The sequence below is a fragment of the Paenibacillus sp. ALJ109b genome (assembly GCF_010747435.1).
In the GTDB taxonomy this organism is placed as follows: domain Bacteria; phylum Bacillota; class Bacilli; order Paenibacillales; family Paenibacillaceae; genus Paenibacillus; species Paenibacillus taichungensis.
In genome coordinates, this window is sequence record NZ_JAAIFP010000008.1 from 376,356 (window position 1) to 402,249 (window position 25,894).

Genomic DNA, 25,894 nt, shown 5'->3' on the forward strand with positions numbered 1-25,894 from the left:
ATTGGCATGTATGGATTAACGAGAGATTTCATTCGAAACGGCGGATCATTTATGGTTTTGGAGAAAGCGGAAGGGTTGCGAATGGACGAACTGAGCCGTGTGCAGATTGGCATGTTGTCTTCCAATCAAATTCCCCGTCTTCTTCCCGTTCATATTCGAGAGGTAGACCGAAATGTAACGTTACAATATGATATTTCGGGATATAAGATGTTACCTCAAATGTTGAAGTCAGGAAAAATCAAGCTGCGTGTGTTATATGGTCTATTGTTTCAGCTGGCAGATACGTTTACGGAATGTAGACAATATATGTTGGATTCACGTAAATTACAGATTCAGGAAGAGGACATATTCATAAATGGTTCACTTGAACTGGGAGAACTTGGTTTGGTATACATCCCGATTGTCGATGCAGTTGAGGTCGATCCGACCCCTCAGCAATTCCGGGAACTGGTTATTAGGCTAATGGCCCATGTTCAGGAACTTCAGGGCGAAGGAATTCAGCGTGTCCTCCAGCTATGCAACGTTGAACAATGGGATATCAGACAACTGCGTGAACTTTTGCTTGAATTATATGCAGATGAGCAGAGTGGTTCAGGCCAGGCATCGTTTATGTCTTCACGTGGGTCATCCGGCACAACTGATCATCATTTTGGAATGCCACTTTCTGCAGTTCCAGAGCAGGGAAATGATCCGTTTCCTAATAGAAGTGGGCAAGATCAGTATCGTCAGTTGGATCGAAATGGCGAAGCTGGGCAGCAGTTGAAATCAAATCATCAACCTAGGATACATACTGCGGAGGATGATAAACCACTTAACAAACCCTTTTCAGGATTTTCAGGCAGACGTTCACCGATAGAGTCCTCATTGCAAGCGAAAGGTATTGAAAATCCGTCACAGCGCCAAACTTTTGATTCAATACAGGACGATGATATGGAAAAGGATGAGAAGGACAAGAAGCAGGATTCTTCCAAAACGACCTATATCATTCTGGGCTGTATGATTGCCATGGCGCTGGTATGGAGATTCATCTATATGGAACAATCAGGGCAGACACAAATGATTCTATCTACAGCATTAAGTGCTGGGTTGCTTGGGATCGCGGGTTGGGCATGGGTGACCAAAGGAAAATTCAAAAATTCGAAATCCAATCTGCTAAGCAAAAAGATGCCGAATGAAGAATATACAGATGGCGAATTACAAGAGGGCTCTACCAATAGGAGATCTGCTTTTTTTGGCTTGGGAAGAGGCAAAGATAAGCAGAAAGAAAGCGAAGAAGAGATGTTTCAGGAGAGCTGGCGTTGGAATGCATCTGAAAAGTCACCAGAAGGTAACGCCTATGCACAAGGTTACACGAGTCAACAGAGCTCTGGTGATATGCAAAGTTCTGAATCAGGACGGAGGCACTCTTTTGAATCTAGGTCATCTGTAGCAGGGAATTCTCGCTTTCAAAATCTACATATACCATCCGAAGTATCTGATGAACCTTTTGTTCAGCATGCTGTCGAATCCGTGGCTACAACATCGGAACTTGTTCGTCATCATGCGGCGGCTGATGCAACTGTAAACTTGCAAAGTGTTGCTGGCGGAAGCATTACAGGAGCAGGTCCAGTTGCACCTTCTTTTTATCTTGAACGCAGATCAGCAACAGGGGACAAAAATGAACGGATGGATATCCGTGGAGCATCGTTTGTTATTGGCCGATCTGCGGACATGGTCCAGTGGGTAGATTCAGCAACCGGTGTGTCCCGTGCTCATGTGGAATTGAGCCGGAACAAATCGGGCTATGTCATTAAGGATTTGGGTTCTGTGAATGGAACCATTCTCAAAGGCGATGTTCTTGCTCCATACAAAGAATATCCACTGGAAGATGGAGATACCTTTACGTTGGCTGAGTCTGTTTACACGTATCGATCAGTCGGATAGACCCCGGTGTTTTAGATCTTCCAATGCATCAATTAATGTAGGGAAGGTGAACTGAAATCCGTGATCCAACGCTTTTTGCGGGATAACCCGCTGTCCCTGAAGCAGCACGACAGAGAGTTCACCGACCAGTGTTTTGATCAGAATTCCGGGTACGGGGAACCAGTGCGGACGATGATACACTTTGCCTACCGTACGTCCGAATTCATCGTTGGTAACTGGGGTGGGCGAAGAGGCGTTCACTGGACCGGAGATTTCTTTATTTTGGATCGTGAAATCAATCAAACGCACAATATCCATAATATGAATCCAACTGGTCCACTGTTTGCCACTTCCCACCCTGCCCCCAACACCAAGCATATAAGGCAGTTTCATTAATGGAAAAGCACCTTTTTTATGACCAAGCACGAGGCTAACGCGGATTTTCACGAGTCTCACATGTTTGATGGCATCAGCAGCAACTTCCCATTGTTGAGAAACGCGGGATGGGAAATTCACCGATTTTTGAGGACTGTTCTCATCAAATGTTTCTGTAGGAGAGGTGCCATAGATTGCCATGGCAGATGCCTGTACGACCACCTCCGGTTTGTGTTCCAGTGAATCTATCAATTTGGCTACGCGTGCTACAGTAGTCACTCTTGATTCAACAATCTCCAGTTTCGCTTTGGTTGTCCAACGTTGATTCAACGTTTCTCCGGCGAGATTCACCAAGGCATCCATTCCCTCCAGCAAATGAGGCTGTTCCTCTACCTGTTCCCATGAGATATAAGTAAGGTTTTGGCTGGGATTATGTAAATTTGGCAGTTTACGTGTAATAACTTTCACATGATGGCCTGCCTGAAGCCAGTAATCAACGAGCGCTCCTCCGACAAAACCGGTACCTCCGCAAATCGCAATCTTCATCTTGGCGACCTCCTTGTTATTTTGACTATGCTGATGTGTAATATTGGATCGACAAACAGCCCCTGGCGGTAAGCACTACCTTGCTGGGAATAACTTACCTGACGGAGCATGTTTGCAAATATGTAAGCCTAATACATATTAATGTTCGATTCGGCTGAATTCATTGATCTATTTATTCATCAAATGTTTATAAGGCGAATAATCAATTTGGTTCTTCTCCAAAAATTTCACCAGAAACTTATTATCCCGCTTCGGTGTGGCTATAATGTATCCTTTAATGCAATGATCTCTGGATACTTCAGTTGCATTATTTTCGTACGCAATTTTGCCGATTTCTGCTGCGATGGAATGTTTGGCGATATCTCGAAATGGGCCGGGAACAGGTTCTACAAGTTGGTCGAGAAAAGCTTTTGCTTCATCTGTCCATAAATGACGGCTGGTTTCAACCCAGTGGTTCTGCCAATCGAGTTTAGACTTCCCGTCTGCCTTCGGAAGCACTTTCAAAAACTTGCGCATCATAAAAAATCCGCCAATACACATACTTCCAAGCAAAAGAACGGTCCAGAATGCGATCGTGTTCATAAACCAATTGCTGGGGGAACTACTGGTCAACGTCAAAGCGTAGGAGTCGAAAATCATTGCGGAGTCACCTCGGTTTATTGATTTTCACGGAAAGACGGATTCCGCCCACCCATGTTCCAAATTACAGCTGTAAAAAATAGCCTATATCCCGAATTATAGCGCATTTCTAGATTTATTTCGATAATCGCGTTAGAATAAGGGATAATTCAGAAAAAGGGGGATTAATGATGCTTAAAATCGGCTCCCATGTGTCCTTTTCGGACAAGGGATTATTGAGTGCAACGAAGGAAGCGTCCTCGTACGGTTCCAGTTCGTTTATGATATATACGGGTGCACCGCAAAATACTCGCCGCAAGCCTATTGAGTCCATGTTTATTGAGGAAGGCAAGCTTGCGATGCAAGAGGGCGGAATGGAAGATATCGTTGTCCATGCGCCATACATTATTAACCTAGGATCATACAAAGAAAACACGTATGAGCTAGCCGTAAGTTTCCTTCAGGAAGAGATTCGTCGCACACATGCGATTGGTGTCAAAAATATCGTGCTGCATCCCGGCGCATTTACGGATAAGGATGCTCACTACGGCATCGGACGTATTGCTGAAGGCTTGAATGAAGTGCTGGACGGAGTGAAGGAGACGGATGTGAATATCGCTCTGGAAACGATGGCTGGTAAAGGAACTGAAATGGGCCGCAGTTTTGAAGAAATTGCTCAGATCATGGAGAAGGTCACACACAATGAACGCCTTACTGTGTGTATGGATACATGTCACATTCACGATGCGGGTTATGATATCGTGAACGACTTGGACGGTGTTCTTGAACAATTTGATCGTACGGTAGGGCTTGACCGCATTGCCGTAATGCATATTAATGATAGTAAGAACCCTGTGGGTGCGCACAAGGACCGTCATACACCGATTGGATCCGGCTGGATTGGTTTTGAGGCGATTAACCGTATCGTGCATCACGAGGCTCTTCAAGGGCGTCCGTTTATTTTGGAAACGCCTTGGATTGGTAAAGAAGCCAAAACTCAGCGTCCTATGTATGAAGCAGAGATTGCATTGCTTCGCGGGGATGTTGCTGGTCGATTTGGTCCTGAGTTCCTGACAGAAGTGGAACAATTGCATCATTTCTTCAAAGGAAAAGAGATTGAGTCCCGTTCATATGTTCTGGATATCTGGACATTGCTCAAGAATGATGCCAAAGCGAAGAAAGCCGATCCACGTGAGCCGTTGGAACGTCTGTATGACCTCGTGGCTGAAGCCGCATTGTTCCCGCACTTGAATGAAGAACAACTGAATCATCGTTTGATCGCCTGGCTTGCAGGCAAAGAAATTTTTGTCACGGCCTAGTTGAAGGAGGAAAAATAACCCGATGGAGATTCACGCTAAACAAGTACGTCCTGATGTTAAAAACCGCGCCGATCGGGCGCGGATGCTCATTTCCTGTCCGGATGGACCGGGAATTGTTGCCGCAGTATCCCATTTCTTGCACCAGCATGGTGCAAACATTGTACAGTCGGACCAATACACAATGGACCCGGCTGGCGGCATGTTTTTTATGCGGATTGAGTTCGATCTTCCACAATTATCGTTGAACCTGCCTAAGCTGGAAGCTGATTTTGAAGAAGTGGCAAACCGTTTCAAAATGGATTGGAGTCTTTCTGCGGTCAGCCGCAAGAAGAAACTTGCTATCTTTGTATCCAAGGAGGATCACTGTCTGGTTGAGCTGTTGTGGCAATGGCAGGCTGGCGATCTGGATGCAGACATCGCGCTTGTTGTGAGCAATCATCTGGATATGAAGGACTATGTAGAATCATTTGGCATTCCTTATCATCATATTCCGGTTACAGCGGATACGAAGAAGGAAGCGGAACAACGTCAGTTGGACGTCATTGGCAATGATATCGACGTGATTATTCTTGCGCGCTACATGCAGATCATTTCTCCGATGTTCATTGAGCATTACCGCAATCGTATTATTAACATTCATCACTCGTTTCTGCCTGCCTTTGTCGGCGGTAAACCGTATGCCCAAGCGTACAACCGAGGTGTCAAAATTATCGGTGCGACGGCTCACTATGTTACGGAAGAGCTGGATGGCGGACCAATCATTGAGCAGGACGTTCAGCGTGTAAGCCATGGGGATGATGTAACTGAGTTGAAACGCATTGGACGTACCATTGAGCGTGTAGTTCTTGCTCGTGCCGTGAAATGGCATGTTGAAGACCGTGTACTGGTTCATGAAAATAAAACCGTTGTGTTTTAAGCTAATGCTTTAATACTGCGCAAGGTTGATTCGGAAAGATATAGTTCAGTTCTATTCCGAAAAAAGAAAAGGCGGTTCCCTATTGATGTCTAAACGGGGGACCGCCTTTTTGGCTATGCTTCCATAGATGACCGCATACCCCAACGACCACGCCAAATAACAGATGCCCTGCCAGCCAGTAAAGTATCGCATTTATATCATATAGATCAGGCACACGGCTCGACAGCTGGGAGAGCGGGATATACAGCAGGGAAGAGAGAACGCCGATCAGGAGGCCTTTGGATATCGGATGGCCTGAACGCTGAATCCACCATATGTAGAAGATACCAATGATTATGGAAACGATAAGATGCAGCATAAATTCGATATATTCAGGTAATGTAGGCGGAAGCCATGGAACAAAATCAATGTTCAGCAGCAAGGTATAGACTTTTTCACCAGTGTAAGTCTGAATAGCCTTTAAAAAGAACCCGAGCACCAGTCCGGACGTAAGACCTGTTAAAATCCCGGCTTTCCAGGGTAATATGTGCTTTAGCGAATTTGTTGACTTAGCCAAATGTTCCGGTATATGTGAATCCTCCTTTCCATATGAAGTACAGCCTGATGTACACAAAAATCCGATTTTTCCAATCATGATCAAGGACCATTATATGCAAAATCAACTTCGATATCTAAAAAGAGTATGGTTTTCCGCTTAAAGGTTATACTTCATCCGATGGATTTGCGATGCTGGCTGAGCTAGAAGATATGCTGAAATGCTCAGTAGGACACTCTTTTTACGCAACTGGAAGCAAATTCCTCGTCATAAACAGCCGAATTTTCCCGATCTTCTAAAAGAAGGTTATGGAAAACCTTCACGCCAAGTGATACAATACAAAAGTGAATAAGTCAAAATGAAACACTCAAGCGGATTCACTTATTGTGAAATTCGGTTTGCTTGTATGATGAGAGGGATTCGCTTGCGCAACCCGACTTATCTAAAGACATGAGGAGGACAAACCATGACTGACAAGAACGAAGCGATTCAAAAGGAAGAGAACAACACCATCGACAATCTGTCGATCACTACCGTACGTACACTGGCGATTGATGCAATCGAGAAGGCAAATTCCGGACACCCGGGAATGCCTATGGGCTCCGCTCCAATGGGGTACCAACTTTTTGCAAAAACGATGACACATAACCCGGACCACCCAACTTGGGTTAACCGGGACCGTTTTGTTCTGTCCGCAGGACATGGCTCCATGTTGCTGTACAGCTTGCTTCACCTGAGCGGGTATGACCTGCCTATGGAACAATTGAAACAGTTCCGCCAATGGGGAAGCAAAACGCCGGGTCACCCGGAATTCGGACATACTGCAGGCGTTGACGCAACAACTGGACCACTGGGCCAAGGTATTGCAATGGCTGTAGGTATGGCTATGGCTGAAGCTCAACTGAGCGCAACATACAATAAAGACAAATTCAACGTAATCGACCACCACACTTATGCAATCTGTGGTGACGGTGACTTGATGGAAGGCGTATCCCATGAATCAGCTTCCCTGGCTGGACGTTTGCACCTGGGCAAATTGATCATGTTGTTCGACTCCAATGACATCACTTTGGATGGTAAATTGAACCTGTCTTCTTCTGAAAGCATTGCGAAGCGTTTTGAAGCTTATGGCTGGCAAGTGCTGCGTGTTGAAGATGGTAACGATCTGCCTGCAATCCAAAAAGCAATTGAGGAAGGTCAAGCAGATACGCTCCGTCCTACACTGATTGAAGTTAAAACTGTAATTGGTTACGGTAGCCCGAACAAACAAGGTAAAGGCGGCCACGGCGGTACTCACGGATCTCCACTGGGTTCAGACGAAGCCAAATTGACTAAAGAGTTTTACAAATGGGTTTACGAGGAAGATTTCCACGTTCCAACTGAAGTTCGCGAACACTTTGCACAAGTGAAAGATCGTGGTATCTCTGCAAACAAAGCATGGGACGAGAAGTTTGCTGAGTACAAAAAAGCATTCCCTGAGCTGGCAGCTCAATTCGAAACGGCAATCAATGGCGACCTTCCAGAAGGTTGGGATCGCGATCTGCCTAAATATGCAGCAACAGACAAAGCTGTATCCACTCGTGTAGCATCCGGTAATGCCCTGAACGGTTTGGCTCATAACGTGCCACAACTGACAGGTGGATCTGCTGACCTGGAAAGCTCCACAATGACTCACTTGAACAACCTGGAGAACTTCTCACCTGAAGATTATTCCGGTCGCAACATCTACTTCGGTATCCGTGAATTCGGTATGGCTGGAGCAATGAACGGTATGGCACTGCACAGTGGTGTGAAAGTATTCGGAGGTACATTCTTCGTATTTACAGACTACTTGCGTCCAGCTGTTCGTCTGGCTGCCTTGATGGGTCTGCCTGTAACATACGTACTGACTCACGACAGTATCGCTGTTGGTGAAGACGGTCCTACTCACGAACCAATCGAGCAATTGGCATCCCTGCGTATCATTCCTAACCTGACAGTTATTCGTCCGGCTGACGGTAATGAAACTTCTGCAGCATGGGCTTATGCGCTTGAGAACAAGAGCAACCCGGTTGCACTCGTACTCACTCGTCAAAACTTGCCGATTCTGGAAGGTACCGTTGAAGGTTCCCGTGAAAACGTGAAACGTGGTGCGTATGTTGTCTCTGATGCAAAAGAAGGCAAAGCTGTTGCCCAAATCATCGCTACAGGTTCCGAAGTGCAACTGGCTGTCAAAGCCCAAGCAGCACTTGCTGAACAAGGCATCCAAGTTCGTGTAATCAGCATGCCGAGCTGGGATCTGTTCGAGAAACAGGACAAAGCGTACAAAGAATCCGTCCTGCTTCCAGATGTTAAAGCTCGTCTGGCGATTGAAATGGCTCACCCAATGGGTTGGGAAAAATATGTCGGCGACCAAGGCGACATTCTCGGAATCAACACATTTGGTGCATCCGCGCCTGGCGACCGTGTTATTCAAGAGTATGGCTTCACTGTGGAAAACGTGGTTAGTCGCGTAAAAGCATTGCTGTAATTGCTTGAAAAATGCTGCAGGAGGGACAGTTAATTTCTGTCCTGCCGAGCAGCAAGTGAATTCCGGCAGAGAATGGGTGGACAACCACCCTGATCTGTTTTGCCTTTTGTTTTTATTAACTTCAGGGGGAGCGGGTACGCATGTCACAGTTTGATCAAGTCAGTGTAGTGAAAGAGGCCAACATTTATTATGAGGGCCAGGTAACGAGCAGAACAGTTATTTTGGGGGATGGCAGCAAGGTGACTCTGGGTATTATGCTTCCAGGCAGTTATGAGTTCGGTACAGATTCCCGTGAAATTATGGAGATTCTGTCCGGTGATCTGAGAGTATTACTTCCCGGAGAAGAAGATTGGCAAGAGATTCAAGGTCAAGCTACGTTCCACGTGCCTGCCGAATCCAAATTTAAACTGGAGATACGCAGCGTTACCGACTACTGCTGTTCGTACCCGGCGGAATAATACAAGAAGGGTAACCAGAACCGCGACTCGCGGATTCGGTTAACCCTTTTTGCTTCTTAAACTCTAACGACAAAGTTCGTGCTGCAAGCTTGTCAGCCCTGTGGATTTGAAGTATCCTTAGGCTAAGTTGTTTAGAATGGAAAACGGAAAAAAATACGCTACCGATATCAGGAGGTTTTATAGATCATGGCAAAAAAAGTGAAGTTTGACTACAGCACTGCCCTGGAATTCGTCAATCAGCATGAAGTGGACTATTTCGCTGAACCGATTCGTTTGGCTCACGAGCAGCTCCACAACGGAACGGGAACGGGATCGGATTATCTAGGCTGGATCGACCTGCCTACCGCTTATGACAAAGAAGAGTTCTCCCGTATTCAAAAAGCGGCTGCTAAAATCCAAAGCGATTCTGAAGTACTGATTGTCATCGGTATTGGTGGATCATACCTTGGTGCACGTGCAGCGATTGAGATGCTTACGCACTCTTTCTACAACAATCTGCCTAAAGACAAACGCAAAACGCCTGAAATCTACTTTGCAGGAAACAACATCAGCTCCACGTATGTAACTCATTTGCTGGATCTGGTTGAAGGCAAAGACTTCTCCGTTAACGTTATCTCCAAATCCGGTACAACAACGGAGCCAGCGATTGCTTTCCGTATTTTCCGTGCAGCACTGGAGAAAAAATACGGTAAAGAAGAAGCTCGCAAACGCATCTATGCTACAACAGATAAAGAGCGCGGCGCACTGAAAAAACTGGCGAATGAAGAAGGCTATGAATCCTTCATTATCCCGGATGATGTAGGTGGACGTTACTCCGTTCTGACGGCTGTAGGTTTGTTGCCAATCGCAGCAGCTGGCATTAGCATCGAAGAAATGATGCAAGGTGCGGCTGACGCTTCCAAAGAATACAGCAACCCGAACGTAGCTGAGAACGAAGCATATCAATATGCAGCTGTTCGTAACGCACTGTATCGCAAAGGTAAAGGAACAGAAATCCTCGTGAACTACGAGCCTTCCCTGCACTTTGTATCCGAATGGTGGAAACAGCTTTACGGAGAGAGTGAAGGTAAAGACTACAAAGGGATTTATCCTGCATCCGTTGATTTCTCGACTGACTTGCACTCCATGGGTCAATTCATTCAAGAGGGTAGCCGGAACATCTTTGAAACTGTGATTCAGGTTGCTGAAGTATCGGAGCATATTTCGATCGAAGCGGATCCAGATGATCTGGATGGTCTGAATTTCCTTGAAGGTAAAACGATGGACTTTGTTAACAAAAAAGCGTTCCAAGGAACACTGCTTGCACACACAGATGGTCAAGTACCAAACTTGATTGTGAACATTCCAGATATGTCTCCATATTCTTTCGGATATCTGGTATACTTCTTTGAAAAAGCATGCGGCATTAGTGGTTACCTGCTGGGAGTCAATCCATTTGACCAACCAGGCGTGGAAGCTTACAAGAAAAATATGTTCGCTTTGCTGGGCAAACCAGGCTTTGAAGAAGAGAAAGCAGCGCTTGAAGCGAGACTTTCCGAATAATTCATCGGTCTGCTCATATAGTTAAATAAGGTAATGTAATTACTTTCGGGGAGTCATTGTGAAGCAATGGTTTCCCGGATGTTAAACCAAGGCAGTTCGTCCGCGTGCGCGCGGGGAACTGCTTTCTTGTAAAATGGATCAAATTGGTGGAAAGTTGGATAGGGATGATTGAACGTTATCGCACGGTTCGAGGACCGAGCAATCTGGAAATTGTAATCAAAAAGTCGCGATTTATCGGTCATATTATGCCGGTCACGACGGAAGAAGAAGCAAACGCTTTTATTGATGAAATCAAGAAAAAACATTGGAATGCTACTCATAACTGCTCGGCGTATATGATTGGTGAGCGGGATGAGATCCAGAAGCAATCCGATGATGGCGAACCAAGCGGAACCGCTGGCAAACCGATTCTTGAAGTCATCAAAAATCAGCAATTGAAAAATGTGGCTATCGTTGTTACACGTTACTTTGGGGGAATTATGCTTGGAGCAGGTGGGTTAATTCGTGCTTATACGGATGGAGCAGTTGCAGCCATAGAAGCCGGGGAAGCGATTACCAAAGTACTCCATCGTGAAGTGTTTGTTGAACTGGATTATACATGGCTGGGCAAAGTGGAAAATGAATTAAGGAGCCGGGAAGTCCGTACAGGTGAAACTGGGTTCACCGATAAGGTTACGTTGACTTGTCTTCCGCCGGATAGTGAAACCGAGGCATTTGTGGCCTGGATCACAGATTTGACGCAAGGGCAATCCCGGATCACGGAGGGACAGCGGCTTTATTTTATTGAAGGGGAATAAAATATATGGCTAGAAGAGCAGTCGAACAGGAGTTGTCGAGGGAGCGGATACTGGAGGCGGCGAGGCATCTTTTTATTACCAAAGGATACCGTGCCATTTCGATGCGAAGCATCGGCCAGCATCTGGGCTATAGTCATGGGTCGCTGTATTATCATTTTAAGGAAAAGGCAGAGCTGTTTTATGCCATCGTGGTTGAAGATTTCAATCATCTGGGGCATTTGCTGCTGCAAGCCATGGTCAGGCCAGTCATGGGCGGCGTGAGCAAGGTGGAGCATATCATGATGGAGTTTATTCGTTTTGGATTGGAGAATCCGTATCAGTACGAGATCATGTTCATGATTCGGGATGAGGAATTGCTATCGTATTGTCGTACGGAGCAAGGAAGATGCTTTGAATTGTTTGCCTCCATTATTCGGCAATACATGAATGAAGAGGGCTGTACGGAAGAGGATATTCAATGTGTACCACGTACGCTGTTTTTGTCCATGCACGGATTCATATCGTATTATATTCAGGACCGTTTAACCTTTGCAGAGATTGAATCGGCTGCGTTATCTCATGTCAAAGTGCTCTGCCGTAATCTCCAACACCAGCCTGGCGTCCAATAAGGCGCTTTTGTCGCACTCCACACTTCAGGACGGTGAATTGTCATAACATTAATTCTTTATAACGTTGTCTCGCGAAAGTTTTGGCGCGAAGAAGACCATGACAGGCGGGTTACATCCCTAAAATAGGGTGGACCGCCTGTTTGTTTTTTATTTCGATGGATGGCAAATCATTAGAAATCGGGTTGAAATGAATCTAACCTTCCATGATTTTAAGGAAATATTCCCGCTGACGAGGACCATCAAATTCGCAAAAATAGATGCCCTGCCATCTGCCAAGCATTAATCTGCCCTCATGTATAATCACCGTTTGTGATGGTCCGGTTGTGATCGATTTCAAGTGAGAAGCCGTATTTCCTTCAGCATGCCGATATTCGGGATGTTTCCAAGGATACACTTCGTTTAGACGAAGCAGCACGTCATGTTTGACATCAGGGTCTGCATTTTCATTAATTGCAATGCCTGCTGTCGTATGTGGACAATAAATCAATACAGTCCCATTCTGCACACCGCTGTCACGGACAATCTGCTCTACCTCCCGCGTAATATCCTTCATCTCATCCCGTCGGGATGTCGATAAATTCTTCGTATATAACATATTACTCCACTCCTTTGCTCCACATTTTGTCCTCTAGATTGTACCTTAACCATTCCATACCAAACAAACCACTTAAATAAGGGTCAAAGAAATCTGGGAATACAAGCGATCGGAAGGTTGATCTGACCGTGTAGTAGGCAGAGAGATTTTTATAAAATCCATCTCATAAGTACGCCGATTTTATTCAATAAAAGCATTGACGATTAGCACTGCAAACTGGTAAAGTATCAGATAAGCAAAAACCAAGTAGACTAATGGGAATAATATTAAAGTAATATAATCCAACTTAGGAAAATGGTTGTACCAAAGCAGGAAGACTGCCGACCGGACATAGAACCGGAGGCTGGGAGGGAATGCAGCAATGAATACCGTTCTTCGTCACAAGGGATGGACTTGGGGATTCCGCAGTACCGTATTGCTATATTTTATCGTACTCATTGTACTTCCAATCATCGGTGTGTACGTCAATTCCTTCTCTGAAGGATGGAGCAACTTTATCCAAAGCATTATGGACCCAATTGCATGGAAAGCCGTGCTGTTAACGATCCGGCTGGCTGTTATAGCTACGGTGATTAACGTCATTTTGGGAACCATGATTGCCTGGGTGCTGACACGTTATCGCTTTTTTGGGAGGTCGTTCCTTAACAGTCTGGTAGATCTTCCTTTTGCTCTTCCAACAGCCGTTGGTGGCCTGATGATTATGCTGCTCCTGGGTCCGATCAGTGCCATTGGCAAACTGGCGGAATCCATGGGGGTTGAAATTGTGTTTCACCAGCCTGCGATTGTGATCGCAATGACCTTTGTTACGTTTCCATTTGTCATCCGTGCGGTGCAGCCTTTGCTCGAGGAGATCGATCCCTCAGAGGAAGAGGCATCCTACACGATGGGAGCATCGAAGGCGCGCACATTCAGACAGGTTATTCTTCCGTCCATGGCTCCGGGCATGATTAGTGGGGGAATGCTCGCATTCTCCAGAGCACTGGCCGAATTCGGGGCTGTTGTGCTGGTGGCAGGCAATATTCCGGGAAGAACATTGACGGCTTCCGTATTTATTTACGGCGAGATCGAAAGTGACAATCCAACCGGTGCCGCGGCCGTTTCCGTACTGCTCTTAACACTCTCCTTCCTGATCCTCTGGCTCATTAATCTGGTACAGATGCGGGGGAGAAGACGATGAGGCGACTATTAATCGGACTGACGTTTGCGGTGTTCATTGTACTGCTGATCATCCCGCTTGGACGTATTTTTATTGGTGCATTTGAAGACGGGGCAGGAGGATTCCTGGATGGGCTGTTGCGCCCTGAGGCGCTGCATGCCTTGATGATGACAGGACTTGTTGTACTTGTTGTCACGCTGTTAAATACATTGTTTGGCGTTATGATGGCCATCTATCTGGTTCGCGCCGGATGGCTGAGTGACCGGGTGAAAGGGCTGCTGAACAGCATTGTGGATCTGCCCTATGCCGTATCGCCAGTCATTGGCGGATTGATGATTGTACTACTGCTGGGTCCCAACAGTATTATGGGCGCTTTTTTTGAAGGAATTGGATTTAATATGGTCTATGCCTTCCCGGGTATGGTCATTGCAACGTTGTTTGTCACTTTTCCACTGATGGTTCGAGAGGTGATGCCTGTCTTGCAGGAGCTTGGATCTCAGCAGGAAGAGGCTGCGTCAACGCTTGGTGCATACGGCTGGAGAACGTTCTGGAGTGTTACCTGGCCATCCATCCGCTGGGCGGTTGTGTACGGTCTTGTGTTGACGGTTGCCCGCTCGCTTGGGGAATTCGGTGCAGTGCTGGTTGTATCGGGTAACATTATGAACAAAACGCAGACGGCAACAACGCTTGTATATCAGGATGTAGAGAATTTTAACGTAGCTGCCGCAAATGGTGTGGCATTGGTACTGGTTACTTTTTCTGTCGGGCTGCTGCTTATAATGGAATGGGCCAAGAAGCGAAAGGAAGTGCATTGAGATGCATGTGGAAGTCCGTGATCTGAACAAACATTTCGGTGATTTTCATGCGGTAAAAGATGTCTCGTTCGATATTGCCAAAGGCCATCTAATCGGTTTGCTGGGACCCAGCGGAGGTGGGAAAACATCCATTCTGCGTATGCTGGCGGGTCTGGAGAATCCGGGTTCCGGAGAGATTCGTTTTCACGGAAAGGTCGTAAACCATCTGCCTCCACAGGAGCGGGGGATCGGATTTGTATTTCAGAACTATGCTTTGTTCAAACATATGACGGTATTTGATAATATCGCCTTTGGACTCAAGGTCAAAAAGGCCCCCAAAGCCCAGATCCGTGATCGGGTCATGGAACTGGTGGAATTGACAGGGCTGAAAGGTTTCGAACAACGTTATCCACATCAGTTGTCTGGTGGACAGCGGCAACGTGTCGCTTTTGCCAGAGCATTGGCCCCTGAGCCCCAGCTGCTGCTGCTGGATGAACCGTTTGCCGCCATTGATGCCAAGATCCGTCAGGAATTGCGTTCGTGGCTGAGAGAGCTGATTGAGCGGGTCGGCATCACTTCGATTTTTGTAACCCATGACCAGGATGAAGCCATTGAAGTTGCCGACGAAATCATGATTATCAGCCAAGGGCGGTTGGAGCAGAAGGGCACGCCATGGGATATTTACAAAAATCCTGAGACACCTTTTGTTGCTACATTTATCGGGGAATCTACCGTCGTGGAGGACGCTTCACAGCTTAAGGGCTTCGAACATGCGGTGGAAGGGGAGCGCACCCGTGCGTTGATCCGCCCTGAGTATATCGAGATCGGTTTGAAGAACGAGTTTAGCATGCTGTCCGCTACGGAAAAGGGTATCGTCAAACACCTTCATTTCCGCGGAAGTGAATGGATGGTGGAAGTGGAAGTTGAGGGCCATAAACTCATTACGTATCGTTCACTGGAGAAAACAACGCTGCAAGTCGGCCAACAGATTCGTGTGCTCGTGCATCGGGCATATCTGTTCAATGATACCCATAGCTGGGTTGTTGAGAACCGATTGAAGGAAGATCCAATGCCGGTCATCATCTAATCGAAGATCACTTGGTTCAGAAATGTTCTAGAATTTTGGAGAGAGGTGCTGCCCATGCAGACGATGAAGAAGAAAATCAACCCTTTATACGTTGTCCTCATGCTTCTGCTCGTCTGCATGACCGTTGGATGTAGCAAGCAGGAGGATGCAAGCGGACAGAGCGGAACCTCGACAGACGACCAATCCAATACATTGGTTATCGGTGCTTACAGTGTAGCCAAAGACGCCGTCGGAGAGTTATTGCCCAAGTTCCAGGAGGAATGGAAAGCCAAGACTGGACAGACGGTTAACTTTCAGGAATCCTATGAAGCCTCGGGGACACAAGCAAGAGCCATTGTTGGTGGATTCGAAGCTGATGTTGCGCTTCTGGCGATGGAAAGTGATATCGATAAGCTGGTCAAAGCCGATCTGGTTAGCTCCAACTGGAAACAGGCGCCGAATGATGGCATGATCACTCGCTCGATCGTTGTTTTGGGTACAAGAGCAGGCAACCCGCTGGGTATTCGCGATTTTGAAGATTTGACCAAGCCGGGTGTTAAGGTGCTGTATCCTAATCCCAAGACGTCAGGCGGAGCACAGTGGGACATCAATGCCATCTATGGTGCAGGGTTGAAGTTATCTGAGGAGGAGCAGGGGAAGAAAGATCCTGCCGTGGCCAAGGCTTTTTTGGAAAAAGTACATGAGAATGTCGAGTCACTGGATAAGAGTGGCCGATCCTCCATGGCGGCTTTCGAATATGGCGTGGGTGACGTTATCGTCACGTATGAAAATGAATTGCTTGCCCGAATTGCCAAGGGTGTAAATTATGACATCGTGGTTCCCAAAAACACGATCCTGATTGAGAATCCGGCAGTTGTTGTAGACAAATATGCGGATAAGCATGGCAATCGTGAATTGGCGGAGGCTTTTGTAGCCTATCTAAGTACGCCGGAAGCACAGCGCATTTTTGCCAAGCACGGTTTCCGTTCGGTAGACCCGGATGTGTTTGCAGAGACGAAGTCCTCGTTCCCAACGCCTGAAGGTCTGTTCGATATTAACTATCTCGGCGGATGGGACAAAGTACGCAGTACACTGTATTCCAAACGAGGCGTATGGTACCAGGTGTTGGCCGGGTTGTAAGCCCGTACGAGCATCATCCTGTTATTGAATTTCAGAAGATTAATTGTTATTCAAACCTTCATTTTCACGATACAACGTGAGCTGGAGGTTTTTTGCATTGCTAGACAATAATGTTATCTCATTTAAACCCGATAGGTTAAGTTGGAAAAAATCGTTGCAATTTGTCGAATCCTTGCCTATACTATCTAACAGAACGTTAAATTACAGCGAGGGGAAATATCATAATGAAATCGAAAAAAATGTGGCTGTCATTGATGCTGGTTCTGGTTGTAGCAATCATGAGTGCATGCGGAAGCAGCGGTGACGGAACAAGTTCTTCGTCTAATACCGCAGAAAATACAGCGACAACGGATGATGGCCAACCGAAAGATGGCGGAAGCATTATTATTGCCGTTCAGGATGATCCTAAAGTGATGAATCCAATCTATGCGGGTGACCGTGTAACGTTGACGATTGATCAATCTTTATATGCTCCACTGTTCAATGTGAATGATGGCAAAAAAACGTACGTGCTCGCAGATAGCGACAGCTTCTCTGATGATCACCTGACGTATACATTGAAGCTGAAAGACGGTCTGAAATGGCACGACGGACAGCCTCTGACAGCGGATGATATTGTGTTCACAATGGATAGCATCCTTGATGAGAAACAGCACAGTTCTTCCCGTAGTCAGTATGTTTTTGATGGCAAACCGGTTAAAGTAACTAAGGTCGATGACCTGACGGTGGAATTCAAATTGCCGGAAGTATCTGCTGCTTTTGAAGGAGCATTGGTTTCTTTCTCTCCAATCCCTAAACACATTTTCGAAGGCGAAGCCGATATTGAGAAAAGCGACAAAAACAACAACCCGATCGGTTCCGGTCCGTTCAAGTTCAAGGAATACCGTCCGGGCGAATACGTAACACTGGAACGTTTTGATGACTACTTTGCAGGCAAAGCTCATCTGGATAGCGTGACATATCGTGTAGCGAAAGATCCAAATGCAGCGAACCTGGCTTTGCAAAACGGCGAGATTCAAATGCGTATGGTCGACACACAGGATTACAACAAATTAAACGACACAGGCAAATTCAACATGCTGACTTATCCGGAAGGCCGCTTGCAATACATGGTGTTCAACCTGAACGTGCCTTCGATGCAAAAGAAAGAAGTTCGTCAAGCCATCGCTTATGCTTTGGATAAAAATGAACTGATCACCGCTTCGTATTCTTCAGCTGATTTTGCTGAGCCGGCTCCGTCGATTCTGACACCGGACACGCTGTACCAAACGGACGATGTCGAGAAATACGACTACAACGTGGAAAAAGCAAAACAATTGCTGGCTGATGCAGGCGTAAGCAACCTGAAATTGCGTCTTGCTTACACAAACACGAACAAACCGCAAACAAGCCAAGCGCTGTACATTCAGCAAAAGCTGAAAGACGTGGGCATTGAAGTAGAATTGCTGCCGATGGATGGAACGGCTTACGGTAACCGTACATTGGACATGAACAATACAGACTTTGAATTGTCCTTTGGTGGATACATCATGGGTTATGAGCCAGATGCTTATAAATCTCTCTTCTTGAGCGATGCGGCATATAACTACTCCCATTATAAAAATGCCGAATTTGACAAGCTGTGGAATGAAGCAGCCGTTCAAATTGACGAAACGAAACGTGGCGATTTGTACAAACAAATCCAACAAACTGTAGCAAACGAAATGACTGTATACCCAATTGCCTACACGAAAGCTGTAGTGGCTGTAGATAACACTTACGGCGGCGTTGAAGATGCAAATCCGAAACCAGTCGTTATGCTTGAAGATCTGTCCAAAATCTTTAAAAAATAAGTTACAAGCCAATAACGCCGGCCGCGAGGCCGGCGTTGATTCGGAGGTGCCCATGTGAACAACTATATTGTCCGAAGGATCGCACAAGCGATCCCTCTTCTTTTTGTAATCTCCATCGTATCGTTCACCTTGATCAAGCTGGCGCCGGGCGATCCGGTGCTTTCCTTTGTTACCCCGAATATGGGGGCAGAAGATGTGGAGCGTATTCGGCAAAATCTCGGACTCGATCAACCGATGTACGTGCAATATGTTGTATGGCTCAAAAATGTACTGTCTGGCGACCTTGGTTATTCACTGGTGAACCATCGCCCGGTTGCCGAAATGATTGTTGAACGTTTGCCCGCTACGTTTGGATTGATGGGGGCATCGCTATTATTATCTTTACTGATCTCTATTCCGCTGAGCATGATTGCGGGTTCGCGTCAGAACAGTCTGTTTGACCGTGGACTCAGCTTAATCTCGTATATCGGGATATCGATTCCTAGCTTCTGGTTCGGTATGATGCTGATCTATTTCTTTGCAGTAGAGCTGCACTGGTTACCAAGCATGGGTATGCGAACGGTCGGTATGGACTCCGCTTGGGATATTATCAAACACGGCATTTTGCCATGTACCGTATTGACCTTCATGAACGTTTCCGTGTACATGCGGTATATTCGCTCGAATACAATCAGTCAACTGGAAGAGGACTATGTTCAAATCCAGTATGCCTACGGCGCAACCAAAGGAACGGTATTGCTTCGTCATGTACTCAAAAATGTACTTCTGCCTGTAATCACCATTCTCGGCATGTCTTTGCCGGAGCTGATTGCGGGAGCGTTTATTACGGAGTCCGTTTTCTCATGGCCGGGAATGGGATCTCTCGGGATTTCGGCGGTTCATGGTCTGGATTATCCGATTATTATGGGCATTACGATGATGTCCTCTGTGCTGCTGGTCGTCGGAAACCTGGTAGCTGATATCTTATATGGCGTGGTAGATCCACGAATCAAGACAACGGGGTGAGACAAAAATGAATTCAATGCGCTGGCGTAATTTACGGACGCAGTTCCGACAGCAGAAACTGGGCCTTGCGGCTGTCATCATATTGGGCATCTTTGTGCTCGCATCCCTGTTTGCGTTTCTGTCCCCACATGATCCTAATGAAATTGTAGTGATGGAGCGACTTCAACAGCCAAGTGCAGATCACTGGTTTGGTACGGACGATTACGGACGGGATTATTTGGCTCGGGCGTTATACGGAGGTCGAGTGTCTCTCGCCGTAGGTTTTCTGTCGATGGCAATAGCGGTTATTGTGGGAACATTTGTAGGTACGGTTAGTGGTTATTTTGGCGGCTGGGTAGATAATACGTTGATGCGTATTGTTGACGTACTCATGTCGATTCCATCCTTCTTTCTGATGCTGATCCTGAACGCATATCTTAAGCCGGGGATCGGCACAATTATTGTCATTATCGGGGTGCTGAGCTGGATGAATATTGCCCGGATTGTCAGGGCTGAGGCGATGTCGGTCAAGCAGCGTGAATACGTGCTGTATGCGCGTGTATCAGGTCAAAAGCCTGGCCGGATCATCATGAAGCACATTATTCCCAACATTATTCCAACCATTATTGTCGCAGCAACCATCAACATCGCGAGTGCGATTCTGATGGAATCCTCACTAAGCTTCCTCGGACTGGGTGTTAAACAACCGAACTCTTCTTGGGGCAGCATGTTGAATGATGCACAGGGATTTATTAGTGAAGCGCCGTATATGGCGATTTTCCCGGGATTGTTTATTTTGCTGACGGTGCTGTCGTTTAACTTCTTGGGGGATGTGTTCCGCGTAGCTTTCGAGCCTAAAGCGAACAAGCGATAGATAATTGTTTACTGTGAAATGTTTTTGCAATATAGAAGTTGTTCTTATCGGGTAGTGATCCAGTGTGAAATTAACCTTTTAAATTATATAGTCGACAACCCATATCATGTAAACAGCGGGGTGAATACAATGACAGATTTATTATCGGTCAAACAACTGAAAACGTCCTTTGCAACCCGGGAAGGTGAGGTACAGTCCGTCCGGGGTGTGAGTTTTACGTTAAAAGAAGGCGAAGTGGTTGGACTGGTCGGCGAGTCCGGTAGTGGCAAAAGTGTAACTGCCCGCTCGCTGATTCGGCTGATCCAGTCGCCGGGCCGGATTACGGATGGTCAGATTCTGTTCCGTGGAGAGGATCTGCTGACCAAGTCGGACAATGACCTGCGCAAAATCCGGGGCAACCGCATCTCGATGATTTTCCAGGACCCGATGACATCACTTAATCCAGTCGTTCGTGTAGGTAAACAGATGACAGAGGTCATTCGTCGTCACCGGAAAATAGACAAGTCGGCTGCGCGTAAGGAAGCGATTGAGTTGCTGCGACAAGTGGGCATTCCTTCCCCGGAAGAACGGATTGACCAATACCCACATGAGTTCAGCGGAGGCATGAGACAGCGGGTAATGATCGCCATGGCCCTGTCCTGCAAGCCGGAGTTATTGATCGCGGATGAACCGACGACAGCGCTGGATGTGACCATTCAGGCACAGATTTTGCAGCTGATGCAGGAGCTGAAAGAGTCCACGCAGACTTCCATTCTAATGATTACGCATGACCTTGGTGTCGTTGCTCAGGTCTGTACCCGAGTGATTGTGATGTACGGTGGACTCATAATGGAGGAGGGGCCAGTGGAGCGTATTTTCGCTCATCCGCAGCATCCGTATACTCAGGGATTGCTGCGCTCCATTCCGAAGCACGGCGAGGAAGGTGGACGCCAGCGGCTGGCAACCATTGAAGGTACACCGCCTAATCTGCTTCATCCACCAACTGGATGTCCGTTTATGGAACGTTGCCCACACGCCATGGAAGTATGCAAACAGATGCCTGCGTATACCGAGACTGCACCTGGTCATCGAGCGCTATGCTGGTTGCTGGACGATGAGGGTCGGGAACAACAACAACTACAAACAGGAGCATCGTCAGAGGAGGTGGAGCAATGAGTACAGGAACCGATCAGCGTGAAGTGCTGCTGGACGTGCGTGGCCTGAAAAAACATTTTCCGGTACGTGGTGCTGGCAAAGGCAAAGACGTCGTGAAAGCCGTGGATAATGTCAGTTTTCATATTCACAAGGGAGAAACGTTCGGGCTGGTCGGTGAATCCGGCTGTGGCAAATCAACAACTGGACGAAGCATCGTGAGACTCTATGATGTGACGGATGGAAGCATTATGTTTGGCGGACAGGACGTTGCGAAGATGAATGAACGCCAGTTGAAGCCATTCCGCAAACGGATGCAGACGATTTTTCAGGACCCCTATTCTTCACTAAATCCGGGTATGAATGTCCTGCAGATTATTAGTGAACCCATGGAAATTCATAATTATGCTTCCAAGACAGAGATGAAGGGGCGGGCGCTTGACCTGATGAACCGTGTGGGCCTGAAGCCAGAGCACGCGGAGCGTTATCCACATGAATTCAGTGGAGGGCAGCGTCAGCGGATCAGCATTGCCCGTGCATTGTCGGTGAACCCGGAGTTCATTTTGTGTGATGAGCCGTTGTCCGCCCTGGATGTGTCTGTACAGGCACAGGTGGTCAATATGCTTGAAGATTTGCAGGCAGAGCTGGGACTGACCTATTTGTTCATTGCCCATGATCTGTCGATGGTACGTCACATCTCGAACCGAATCGGTGTGATGTATCGCGGTAAGCTGGTAGAAGTAGCACCAACAGAAGAACTGTACCGTAATCCGGTACATCCGTACACCCAGGCATTGCTGGCGGCAATACCTGTACCTGATCCAACGGTACGGAACGTTATGCCACCGATCTACAGTGGGGATACCGACCCATCCGCTCGAGGACGGGATGAAGAACCGGAGTGGATGGAAGTTTCACCAGGACACTTTGTATCCGGCTATCGAGACAGGATATAATGGATTAGGAATATCAATGGAATAATGATATATAGTGACAGGAAGGTGTGAGTTGGATGAGCGCTGAGTTTAAGTTGTCCCAAAATACAGCTATTCGGTTGGAACAGGCTCGTAGCAAAGGCATGTCGGATGCAGCTTTGTTGGAAGCGATACAAGCCAAAGATGTGGCTGCTTTTGATGCCGTGTCTGAGGAGCACTACAGATATGATGATCTTTTCTCCTATGCGGACGAGCATGGCGAGAATCTGGAAGGTGCAGTCAAAGACGGCTACCGGATTACCTTTAATACTCGTGGTGGTCTGGGGATCTACTTGGAGAAGTCCTTCGGATTACAGCCGGAGAAAGACTTCACTGTGGGCGAAGGCATCGTAACCGGGTTGAAATTAAAACAAGAGCAGGCAGATGTGCTGGCAAAACGCCTTGCATCAAACTGGGTGATTACCGAATCCAAAGATGTACCTGAGGGCCAAGAGCTGACGTTGAAGCTGCGGGCTTTGGTTTAGTGAAATAATAGACTGTCCCGTTTGCAGTGAATAACTGCGGCAGGATGGTCTTTTTTTGCAAAAATAGAGGTGGCAGATTACAATTTACATATCATTAATCGGATGGAACATAAATTTAGGATGCATTGCTTCCGGGATAGAGAGGGGACTTTCATAATGAATCAGCTAACATTTCTGGGAACCGGGGATGCGATGGGTGTTCCACGGGTGTATTGTAATTGTGACGTTTGCACAGAAGCCCGACTTACGGGGATCAACCGCCGCAAACGTGCTACTGTTTTGGTTCATAGTGATGGCGAGCACGAGCCTTTCATGATTGACTGCGGACCGGACTGGAGATCACAGATGGAAGACCAGGGGATGCGGATGGTGCAGACACTGCTAATCACTCATGCGCATTTTGATCATATTGGAGGCTTGCCTGAATGGGCAGATGCGTGTCGCTGGTTGGGTGTAAAAGGGCAGTTGTATGCACCACGGGAGGTGATCGCGACCATCCAAAGTCAATTTCCATGGCTCGGTCGTCATATGAATTTCCTGGAAACGGATGCGGATATCGAGCTCGGTGGATGGAAGGTGCACTCCTGGAAAGTTTGCCACGGTCATAATGGCTATTCGTATGCGTATCGATTGGAGCGTGAAGGATACACCTGGGCGTATTGCTCGGATGCTATTGATCTGAGGGATTCGGAGAAGAAGCCGCTATACGGGCTCGATCTGCTGGTACTTGGAACGAGCTTTGTTCATGAACTTGCGGAATTCTCGACACGTTCAGTGTACGATATGGTTGAGGCGCAGGAGCTGTTGCAGGATTTAAAGCCGGGTCAGACCTATTTTACACATATGTCTCACGACGTTGATGTACGCAAGAATTATGATCTGGATCAGGGGATTACGCTGGCACTTACTGGTCTGAAGGTGAAGCTGGGAGCATAGGACAACAATGCTAAAAATAAATTCAGAAGAGCGTATCCTTTGCCGGAGGTTCTTCGTTTACATAGTGTAAGGCAATTACAGCAAGTGAATTGAAGCAAGATCAATCAGGAACCAACAAAGGGGGGCCCCAAACATGGCCTTTGTGAAGTCCGTGGATTGCAGAATCAACAGACCACATGATGATAAACAGGTTGAACCATATAGCCATTCCGGTGTCCAAACCGGATATACGTTAGAGCAAACGATTGAAGCTGCGCTTCCGAGCCTGCTGGGTTCGTTGTACGCCTACTGCATGTCATTAACTGGTTCAGTCTGGGAGACGGAGGATCTGGTTCAGGATACATGTGTTAAAGCATTATCCTCTTCAGCTGCCCGAAGAACGGGAATGACAGAGGACATGAACTGGGAAGCCTATCTCATCCGTGTTGCACGCAACACCTGGATTGACGCCATACGGAAGCGTGAGAACTTGGCAAGCAAATTGGAAAGCATGAAGCCATTTATGCAAGAATTTGAGGAAGAAGAGCGATTCGAGGAAGTCGAGTCCGCTGTTCAAATCCTTGTGGATGAACTGCCACCGTGGCAGCGAGCGATATATATGTTACGTGATCTGATGGGATACACGACGGTAGAGACTGCTGAACTGTTGGACACGACGGAAGGGGCGGTCAAAGCTGCCCTGAGTCGTGCCCGCTCTGCTCTGGCGAAAGTGAGGCACAGCCTGAACGAAACGGATGCTGATCAGACCAATCAATTGGAAGAGTATCAGCAAAATCGGGAGGAACTGCGGAGCTATTTACTGGCGTTCCGCAGCGGTGATACAGCCCGTTTAATTGATTTATGCCTGAATCAGACCGATGATCCGATGGCTGTGGCGGGAACGATTTTGCAGCAGACTCTGCCGTCTCAATCGATGCAGCCAGTGATGTACAGTTATTCAAGCTCCGGTACGAATTCAATGTCGTATGGGGGAGGATATACGGTCAGCATGGTTGCATAAACCGGGGAGGCAAAATGCATGAACGTGGTACCTTATGTTGTTGAACAGACAGCCCGCGGAGAGCGGAGCTATGATATTTATTCCCGTTTGCTGAAAGATCGGATCATTATGGTATCCGGGGAAATTGAGGATCAGATGGCCAATGCCATCGTGGCCCAATTGTTGTTTCTGACCGCAGAGGACCCGGAGAAGGATATTCAGATGTATATCAACAGTCCAGGTGGTTCCGTGACTGCAGGATTCTCCATCTATGACACGATGCAATTCGTGAAACCTGACATTTCTACGATTTGCACAGGCATGGCAGCCAGCTTTGGTACGATCCTGCTGGTTGGTGGAACAAAAGGAAAACGGCTGGCGTTACCAAACAGTGAAATCATGATTCACCAGCCGCTTGGCGGAACACGGGGGCAGGCCTCGGATATGCTGATTCACGCCAACCGGATTATCCAGCACCGTCAACGGCTCAACAAGTTACTTGCCGATCATACGGGACAGCCGATGGAGCGGATTGAAAAGGATACAGACAGAGATTACTTCCTGACCGCTGCGGAAGCCGTCGAGTATGGATTGGTGGATAAGGTCATATCCAGCACGTAGTGGACACATGGTAAGGATTAGAGAAGTAGCTCCTTTAAGCACTCTTTGTTGGATGACACCGTCCTTTCGTATGAGTAGGTTAACCAGTAATTGCTGGTTAACCTTTTTTTTATGGTCGTTTAACCTGGGGGGAGCCGGGAGAACGGTGTGTTCTTAGGGGGAATCTTTGTATAGTATTGGAAAAAAATATGAAGTAACTATT

At 47.1% G+C, this 25,894-nt stretch carries 25 protein-coding genes; 21 read left to right on the forward strand and 4 right to left on the reverse strand.

The genetic code is table 11. From position 1 onward, the window contains the following. Positions 1 to 6: 6 nt before the first annotated feature. Positions 7 to 1,923, forward strand: a complete 1,917-nt coding sequence (locus tag G3352_RS11410; RefSeq protein WP_163756529.1) for a DUF6382 domain-containing protein — start codon at positions 7 to 9, stop codon at positions 1,921 to 1,923. On the opposite strand, the gene G3352_RS11415 is transcribed toward G3352_RS11410, so the two are convergent. Both G3352_RS11415 and G3352_RS11420 read right to left on the reverse strand, forming a co-directional pair. Then, positions 1,912 to 2,823, reverse strand: coding sequence for a TIGR01777 family oxidoreductase (locus G3352_RS11415; RefSeq protein ID WP_163756531.1), 912 nt, complete (start codon positions 2,821 to 2,823; stop codon positions 1,912 to 1,914). The genes G3352_RS11410 and G3352_RS11415 overlap by 12 nt on opposite strands. A gap of 168 nt (positions 2,824 to 2,991) precedes the next feature. Continuing rightward, on the reverse strand, positions 2,992 to 3,462 hold the full coding sequence (locus tag G3352_RS11420; protein ID WP_163756533.1) for a DUF2621 domain-containing protein: 471 nt from the start codon (positions 3,460 to 3,462) through the stop codon (positions 2,992 to 2,994). Positions 3,463 to 3,632: 170 nt separating this feature from the next. Between G3352_RS11420 and G3352_RS11425 the strand changes: the two genes are divergently transcribed. After that, positions 3,633 to 4,760, forward strand: a complete 1,128-nt coding sequence (locus tag G3352_RS11425) for a deoxyribonuclease IV (protein WP_163756535.1) — start codon at positions 3,633 to 3,635, stop codon at positions 4,758 to 4,760. 22 nt (positions 4,761 to 4,782) lie between these two features. Next, positions 4,783 to 5,676, forward strand: coding sequence for a formyltetrahydrofolate deformylase (gene purU, locus G3352_RS11430; protein WP_063564406.1), 894 nt, complete (start codon positions 4,783 to 4,785; stop codon positions 5,674 to 5,676). A 79-nt stretch (positions 5,677 to 5,755) separates the two neighbouring features. On the opposite strand, the gene G3352_RS11435 is transcribed toward purU, so the two are convergent. Beyond that, on the reverse strand, positions 5,756 to 6,232 hold the full coding sequence (locus G3352_RS11435) for a hypothetical protein (protein WP_205524817.1): 477 nt from the start codon (positions 6,230 to 6,232) through the stop codon (positions 5,756 to 5,758). A 445-nt stretch (positions 6,233 to 6,677) separates the two neighbouring features. Here G3352_RS11435 and tkt point away from each other — a divergent pair, with 445 nt between their 5' ends. The 5 genes from tkt (at position 6,678) to G3352_RS11460 (ending at position 12,125) form a co-directional block, all read left to right on the forward strand. Next, positions 6,678 to 8,720, forward strand: coding sequence for a transketolase (gene tkt / locus G3352_RS11440; protein WP_099855270.1), 2,043 nt, complete (start codon positions 6,678 to 6,680; stop codon positions 8,718 to 8,720). Positions 8,721 to 8,860: 140 nt separating this feature from the next. Further along, a complete protein-coding gene (gene ppnP / locus G3352_RS11445) occupies positions 8,861 to 9,178 on the forward strand; it encodes a pyrimidine/purine nucleoside phosphorylase (RefSeq protein WP_053781719.1) in 318 nt (105 codons plus the stop codon). Positions 9,179 to 9,364: 186 nt separating this feature from the next. Beyond that, the gene (locus tag G3352_RS11450) at positions 9,365 to 10,720 is read left to right on the forward strand and encodes a glucose-6-phosphate isomerase (RefSeq protein ID WP_163756537.1); all 1,356 of its coding nucleotides are present in this window, start codon (positions 9,365 to 9,367) and stop codon (positions 10,718 to 10,720) included. Between the two features lie 164 nt (positions 10,721 to 10,884). Further along, positions 10,885 to 11,517, forward strand: a complete 633-nt coding sequence (locus G3352_RS11455) for a YigZ family protein (RefSeq protein ID WP_163756539.1) — start codon at positions 10,885 to 10,887, stop codon at positions 11,515 to 11,517. Positions 11,518 to 11,522: 5 nt separating this feature from the next. Continuing rightward, positions 11,523 to 12,125, forward strand: a complete 603-nt coding sequence (locus G3352_RS11460) for a TetR/AcrR family transcriptional regulator (protein WP_063564400.1) — start codon at positions 11,523 to 11,525, stop codon at positions 12,123 to 12,125. A gap of 193 nt (positions 12,126 to 12,318) precedes the next feature. Here the strand turns inward: G3352_RS11460 and G3352_RS11465 are convergent, their stop codons facing one another. Further along, on the reverse strand, positions 12,319 to 12,720 hold the full coding sequence (locus tag G3352_RS11465) for a secondary thiamine-phosphate synthase enzyme YjbQ (protein ID WP_163756541.1): 402 nt from the start codon (positions 12,718 to 12,720) through the stop codon (positions 12,319 to 12,321). 361 nt (positions 12,721 to 13,081) lie between these two features. Here G3352_RS11465 and cysT point away from each other — a divergent pair, with 361 nt between their 5' ends. The 13 genes from cysT (at position 13,082) to clpP (ending at position 25,692) form a co-directional block, all read left to right on the forward strand. Continuing rightward, a complete protein-coding gene (cysT, locus tag G3352_RS11470; RefSeq protein WP_163756543.1) occupies positions 13,082 to 13,897 on the forward strand; it encodes a sulfate ABC transporter permease subunit CysT in 816 nt (271 codons plus the stop codon). Continuing rightward, positions 13,894 to 14,691, forward strand: coding sequence for a sulfate ABC transporter permease subunit (locus G3352_RS11475; protein ID WP_163756545.1), 798 nt, complete (start codon positions 13,894 to 13,896; stop codon positions 14,689 to 14,691). Before cysT ends, G3352_RS11475 begins: the two co-directional genes overlap by 4 nt. A gap of 1 nt (position 14,692) precedes the next feature. Then, positions 14,693 to 15,757, forward strand: a complete 1,065-nt coding sequence (locus G3352_RS11480) for a sulfate/molybdate ABC transporter ATP-binding protein (RefSeq protein WP_076291736.1) — start codon at positions 14,693 to 14,695, stop codon at positions 15,755 to 15,757. A 54-nt stretch (positions 15,758 to 15,811) separates the two neighbouring features. Further along, positions 15,812 to 16,876, forward strand: a complete 1,065-nt coding sequence (locus G3352_RS11485) for a sulfate ABC transporter substrate-binding protein (RefSeq protein ID WP_163756547.1) — start codon at positions 15,812 to 15,814, stop codon at positions 16,874 to 16,876. Positions 16,877 to 17,100: 224 nt separating this feature from the next. Then, positions 17,101 to 18,708 (forward strand): ABC transporter substrate-binding protein, encoded by a 1,608-nt coding sequence (locus G3352_RS11490; RefSeq protein WP_163756549.1) that lies wholly within the window; start codon positions 17,101 to 17,103, stop codon positions 18,706 to 18,708. A 54-nt stretch (positions 18,709 to 18,762) separates the two neighbouring features. Further along, entirely contained in the window at positions 18,763 to 19,713 is a 951-nt protein-coding gene (locus G3352_RS11495; RefSeq protein ID WP_064639956.1) for an ABC transporter permease, read from the forward strand. Positions 19,714 to 19,720: 7 nt separating this feature from the next. Beyond that, positions 19,721 to 20,566, forward strand: a complete 846-nt coding sequence (locus tag G3352_RS11500; RefSeq protein ID WP_163756551.1) for an ABC transporter permease — start codon at positions 19,721 to 19,723, stop codon at positions 20,564 to 20,566. 129 nt (positions 20,567 to 20,695) lie between these two features. Then, positions 20,696 to 21,721, forward strand: a complete 1,026-nt coding sequence (locus G3352_RS11505; protein ID WP_163756553.1) for an ABC transporter ATP-binding protein — start codon at positions 20,696 to 20,698, stop codon at positions 21,719 to 21,721. Next, on the forward strand, positions 21,718 to 22,653 hold the full coding sequence (locus tag G3352_RS11510; protein ID WP_163756555.1) for an ABC transporter ATP-binding protein: 936 nt from the start codon (positions 21,718 to 21,720) through the stop codon (positions 22,651 to 22,653). Before G3352_RS11505 ends, G3352_RS11510 begins: the two co-directional genes overlap by 4 nt. 56 nt (positions 22,654 to 22,709) lie before the next feature. Beyond that, entirely contained in the window at positions 22,710 to 23,156 is a 447-nt protein-coding gene (locus tag G3352_RS11515) for a hypothetical protein (RefSeq protein ID WP_163756557.1), read from the forward strand. 156 nt (positions 23,157 to 23,312) lie between these two features. Next, entirely contained in the window at positions 23,313 to 24,092 is a 780-nt protein-coding gene (locus tag G3352_RS11520) for an MBL fold metallo-hydrolase (protein WP_163756559.1), read from the forward strand. Between the two features lie 133 nt (positions 24,093 to 24,225). Further along, positions 24,226 to 25,092: an RNA polymerase sigma factor gene (locus G3352_RS11525; RefSeq protein WP_163756561.1), complete on the forward strand. Its 867-nt coding sequence runs from the start codon at positions 24,226 to 24,228 to the stop codon at positions 25,090 to 25,092. Positions 25,093 to 25,110: 18 nt separating this feature from the next. Further along, the gene (gene clpP / locus G3352_RS11530; RefSeq protein WP_062326868.1) at positions 25,111 to 25,692 is read left to right on the forward strand and encodes an ATP-dependent Clp endopeptidase proteolytic subunit ClpP; all 582 of its coding nucleotides are present in this window, start codon (positions 25,111 to 25,113) and stop codon (positions 25,690 to 25,692) included. Positions 25,693 to 25,894 lie beyond the last annotated feature (202 nt).

Bases quoted from the DNA above. Each gene is read 5' to 3' on its own strand.
- G3352_RS11410 (WP_163756529.1), top strand. From the start codon at position 7: ATGTATGGATTAACGAGAGATTTCATTCGAAACGGCGGATCATTTATG.
- G3352_RS11415 (WP_163756531.1), bottom strand. From the start codon at position 2,823: ATGAAGATTGCGATTTGCGGAGGTACCGGTTTTGTCGGAGGAGCGCTC.
- G3352_RS11420 (WP_163756533.1), bottom strand. From the start codon at position 3,462: ATGATTTTCGACTCCTACGCTTTGACGTTGACCAGTAGTTCCCCCAGC.
- G3352_RS11425 (WP_163756535.1), top strand. From the start codon at position 3,633: ATGCTTAAAATCGGCTCCCATGTGTCCTTTTCGGACAAGGGATTATTG.
- purU (WP_063564406.1), top strand. From the start codon at position 4,783: ATGGAGATTCACGCTAAACAAGTACGTCCTGATGTTAAAAACCGCGCC.
- tkt (WP_099855270.1), top strand. From the start codon at position 6,678: ATGACTGACAAGAACGAAGCGATTCAAAAGGAAGAGAACAACACCATC.
- ppnP (WP_053781719.1), top strand. From the start codon at position 8,861: ATGTCACAGTTTGATCAAGTCAGTGTAGTGAAAGAGGCCAACATTTAT.
- G3352_RS11450 (WP_163756537.1), top strand. From the start codon at position 9,365: ATGGCAAAAAAAGTGAAGTTTGACTACAGCACTGCCCTGGAATTCGTC.
- G3352_RS11455 (WP_163756539.1), top strand. From the start codon at position 10,885: ATGATTGAACGTTATCGCACGGTTCGAGGACCGAGCAATCTGGAAATT.
- G3352_RS11460 (WP_063564400.1), top strand. From the start codon at position 11,523: ATGGCTAGAAGAGCAGTCGAACAGGAGTTGTCGAGGGAGCGGATACTG.
- G3352_RS11465 (WP_163756541.1), bottom strand. From the start codon at position 12,720: ATGTTATATACGAAGAATTTATCGACATCCCGACGGGATGAGATGAAG.
- cysT (WP_163756543.1), top strand. From the start codon at position 13,082: ATGAATACCGTTCTTCGTCACAAGGGATGGACTTGGGGATTCCGCAGT.
- G3352_RS11475 (WP_163756545.1), top strand. From the start codon at position 13,894: ATGAGGCGACTATTAATCGGACTGACGTTTGCGGTGTTCATTGTACTG.
- G3352_RS11480 (WP_076291736.1), top strand. From the start codon at position 14,693: ATGCATGTGGAAGTCCGTGATCTGAACAAACATTTCGGTGATTTTCAT.
- G3352_RS11485 (WP_163756547.1), top strand. From the start codon at position 15,812: ATGCAGACGATGAAGAAGAAAATCAACCCTTTATACGTTGTCCTCATG.
- G3352_RS11490 (WP_163756549.1), top strand. From the start codon at position 17,101: ATGAAATCGAAAAAAATGTGGCTGTCATTGATGCTGGTTCTGGTTGTA.
- G3352_RS11500 (WP_163756551.1), top strand. From the start codon at position 19,721: ATGAATTCAATGCGCTGGCGTAATTTACGGACGCAGTTCCGACAGCAG.
- G3352_RS11505 (WP_163756553.1), top strand. From the start codon at position 20,696: ATGACAGATTTATTATCGGTCAAACAACTGAAAACGTCCTTTGCAACC.
- G3352_RS11510 (WP_163756555.1), top strand. From the start codon at position 21,718: ATGAGTACAGGAACCGATCAGCGTGAAGTGCTGCTGGACGTGCGTGGC.
- G3352_RS11515 (WP_163756557.1), top strand. From the start codon at position 22,710: ATGAGCGCTGAGTTTAAGTTGTCCCAAAATACAGCTATTCGGTTGGAA.
- G3352_RS11520 (WP_163756559.1), top strand. From the start codon at position 23,313: ATGAATCAGCTAACATTTCTGGGAACCGGGGATGCGATGGGTGTTCCA.
- G3352_RS11525 (WP_163756561.1), top strand. From the start codon at position 24,226: ATGGCCTTTGTGAAGTCCGTGGATTGCAGAATCAACAGACCACATGAT.
- clpP (WP_062326868.1), top strand. From the start codon at position 25,111: ATGAACGTGGTACCTTATGTTGTTGAACAGACAGCCCGCGGAGAGCGG.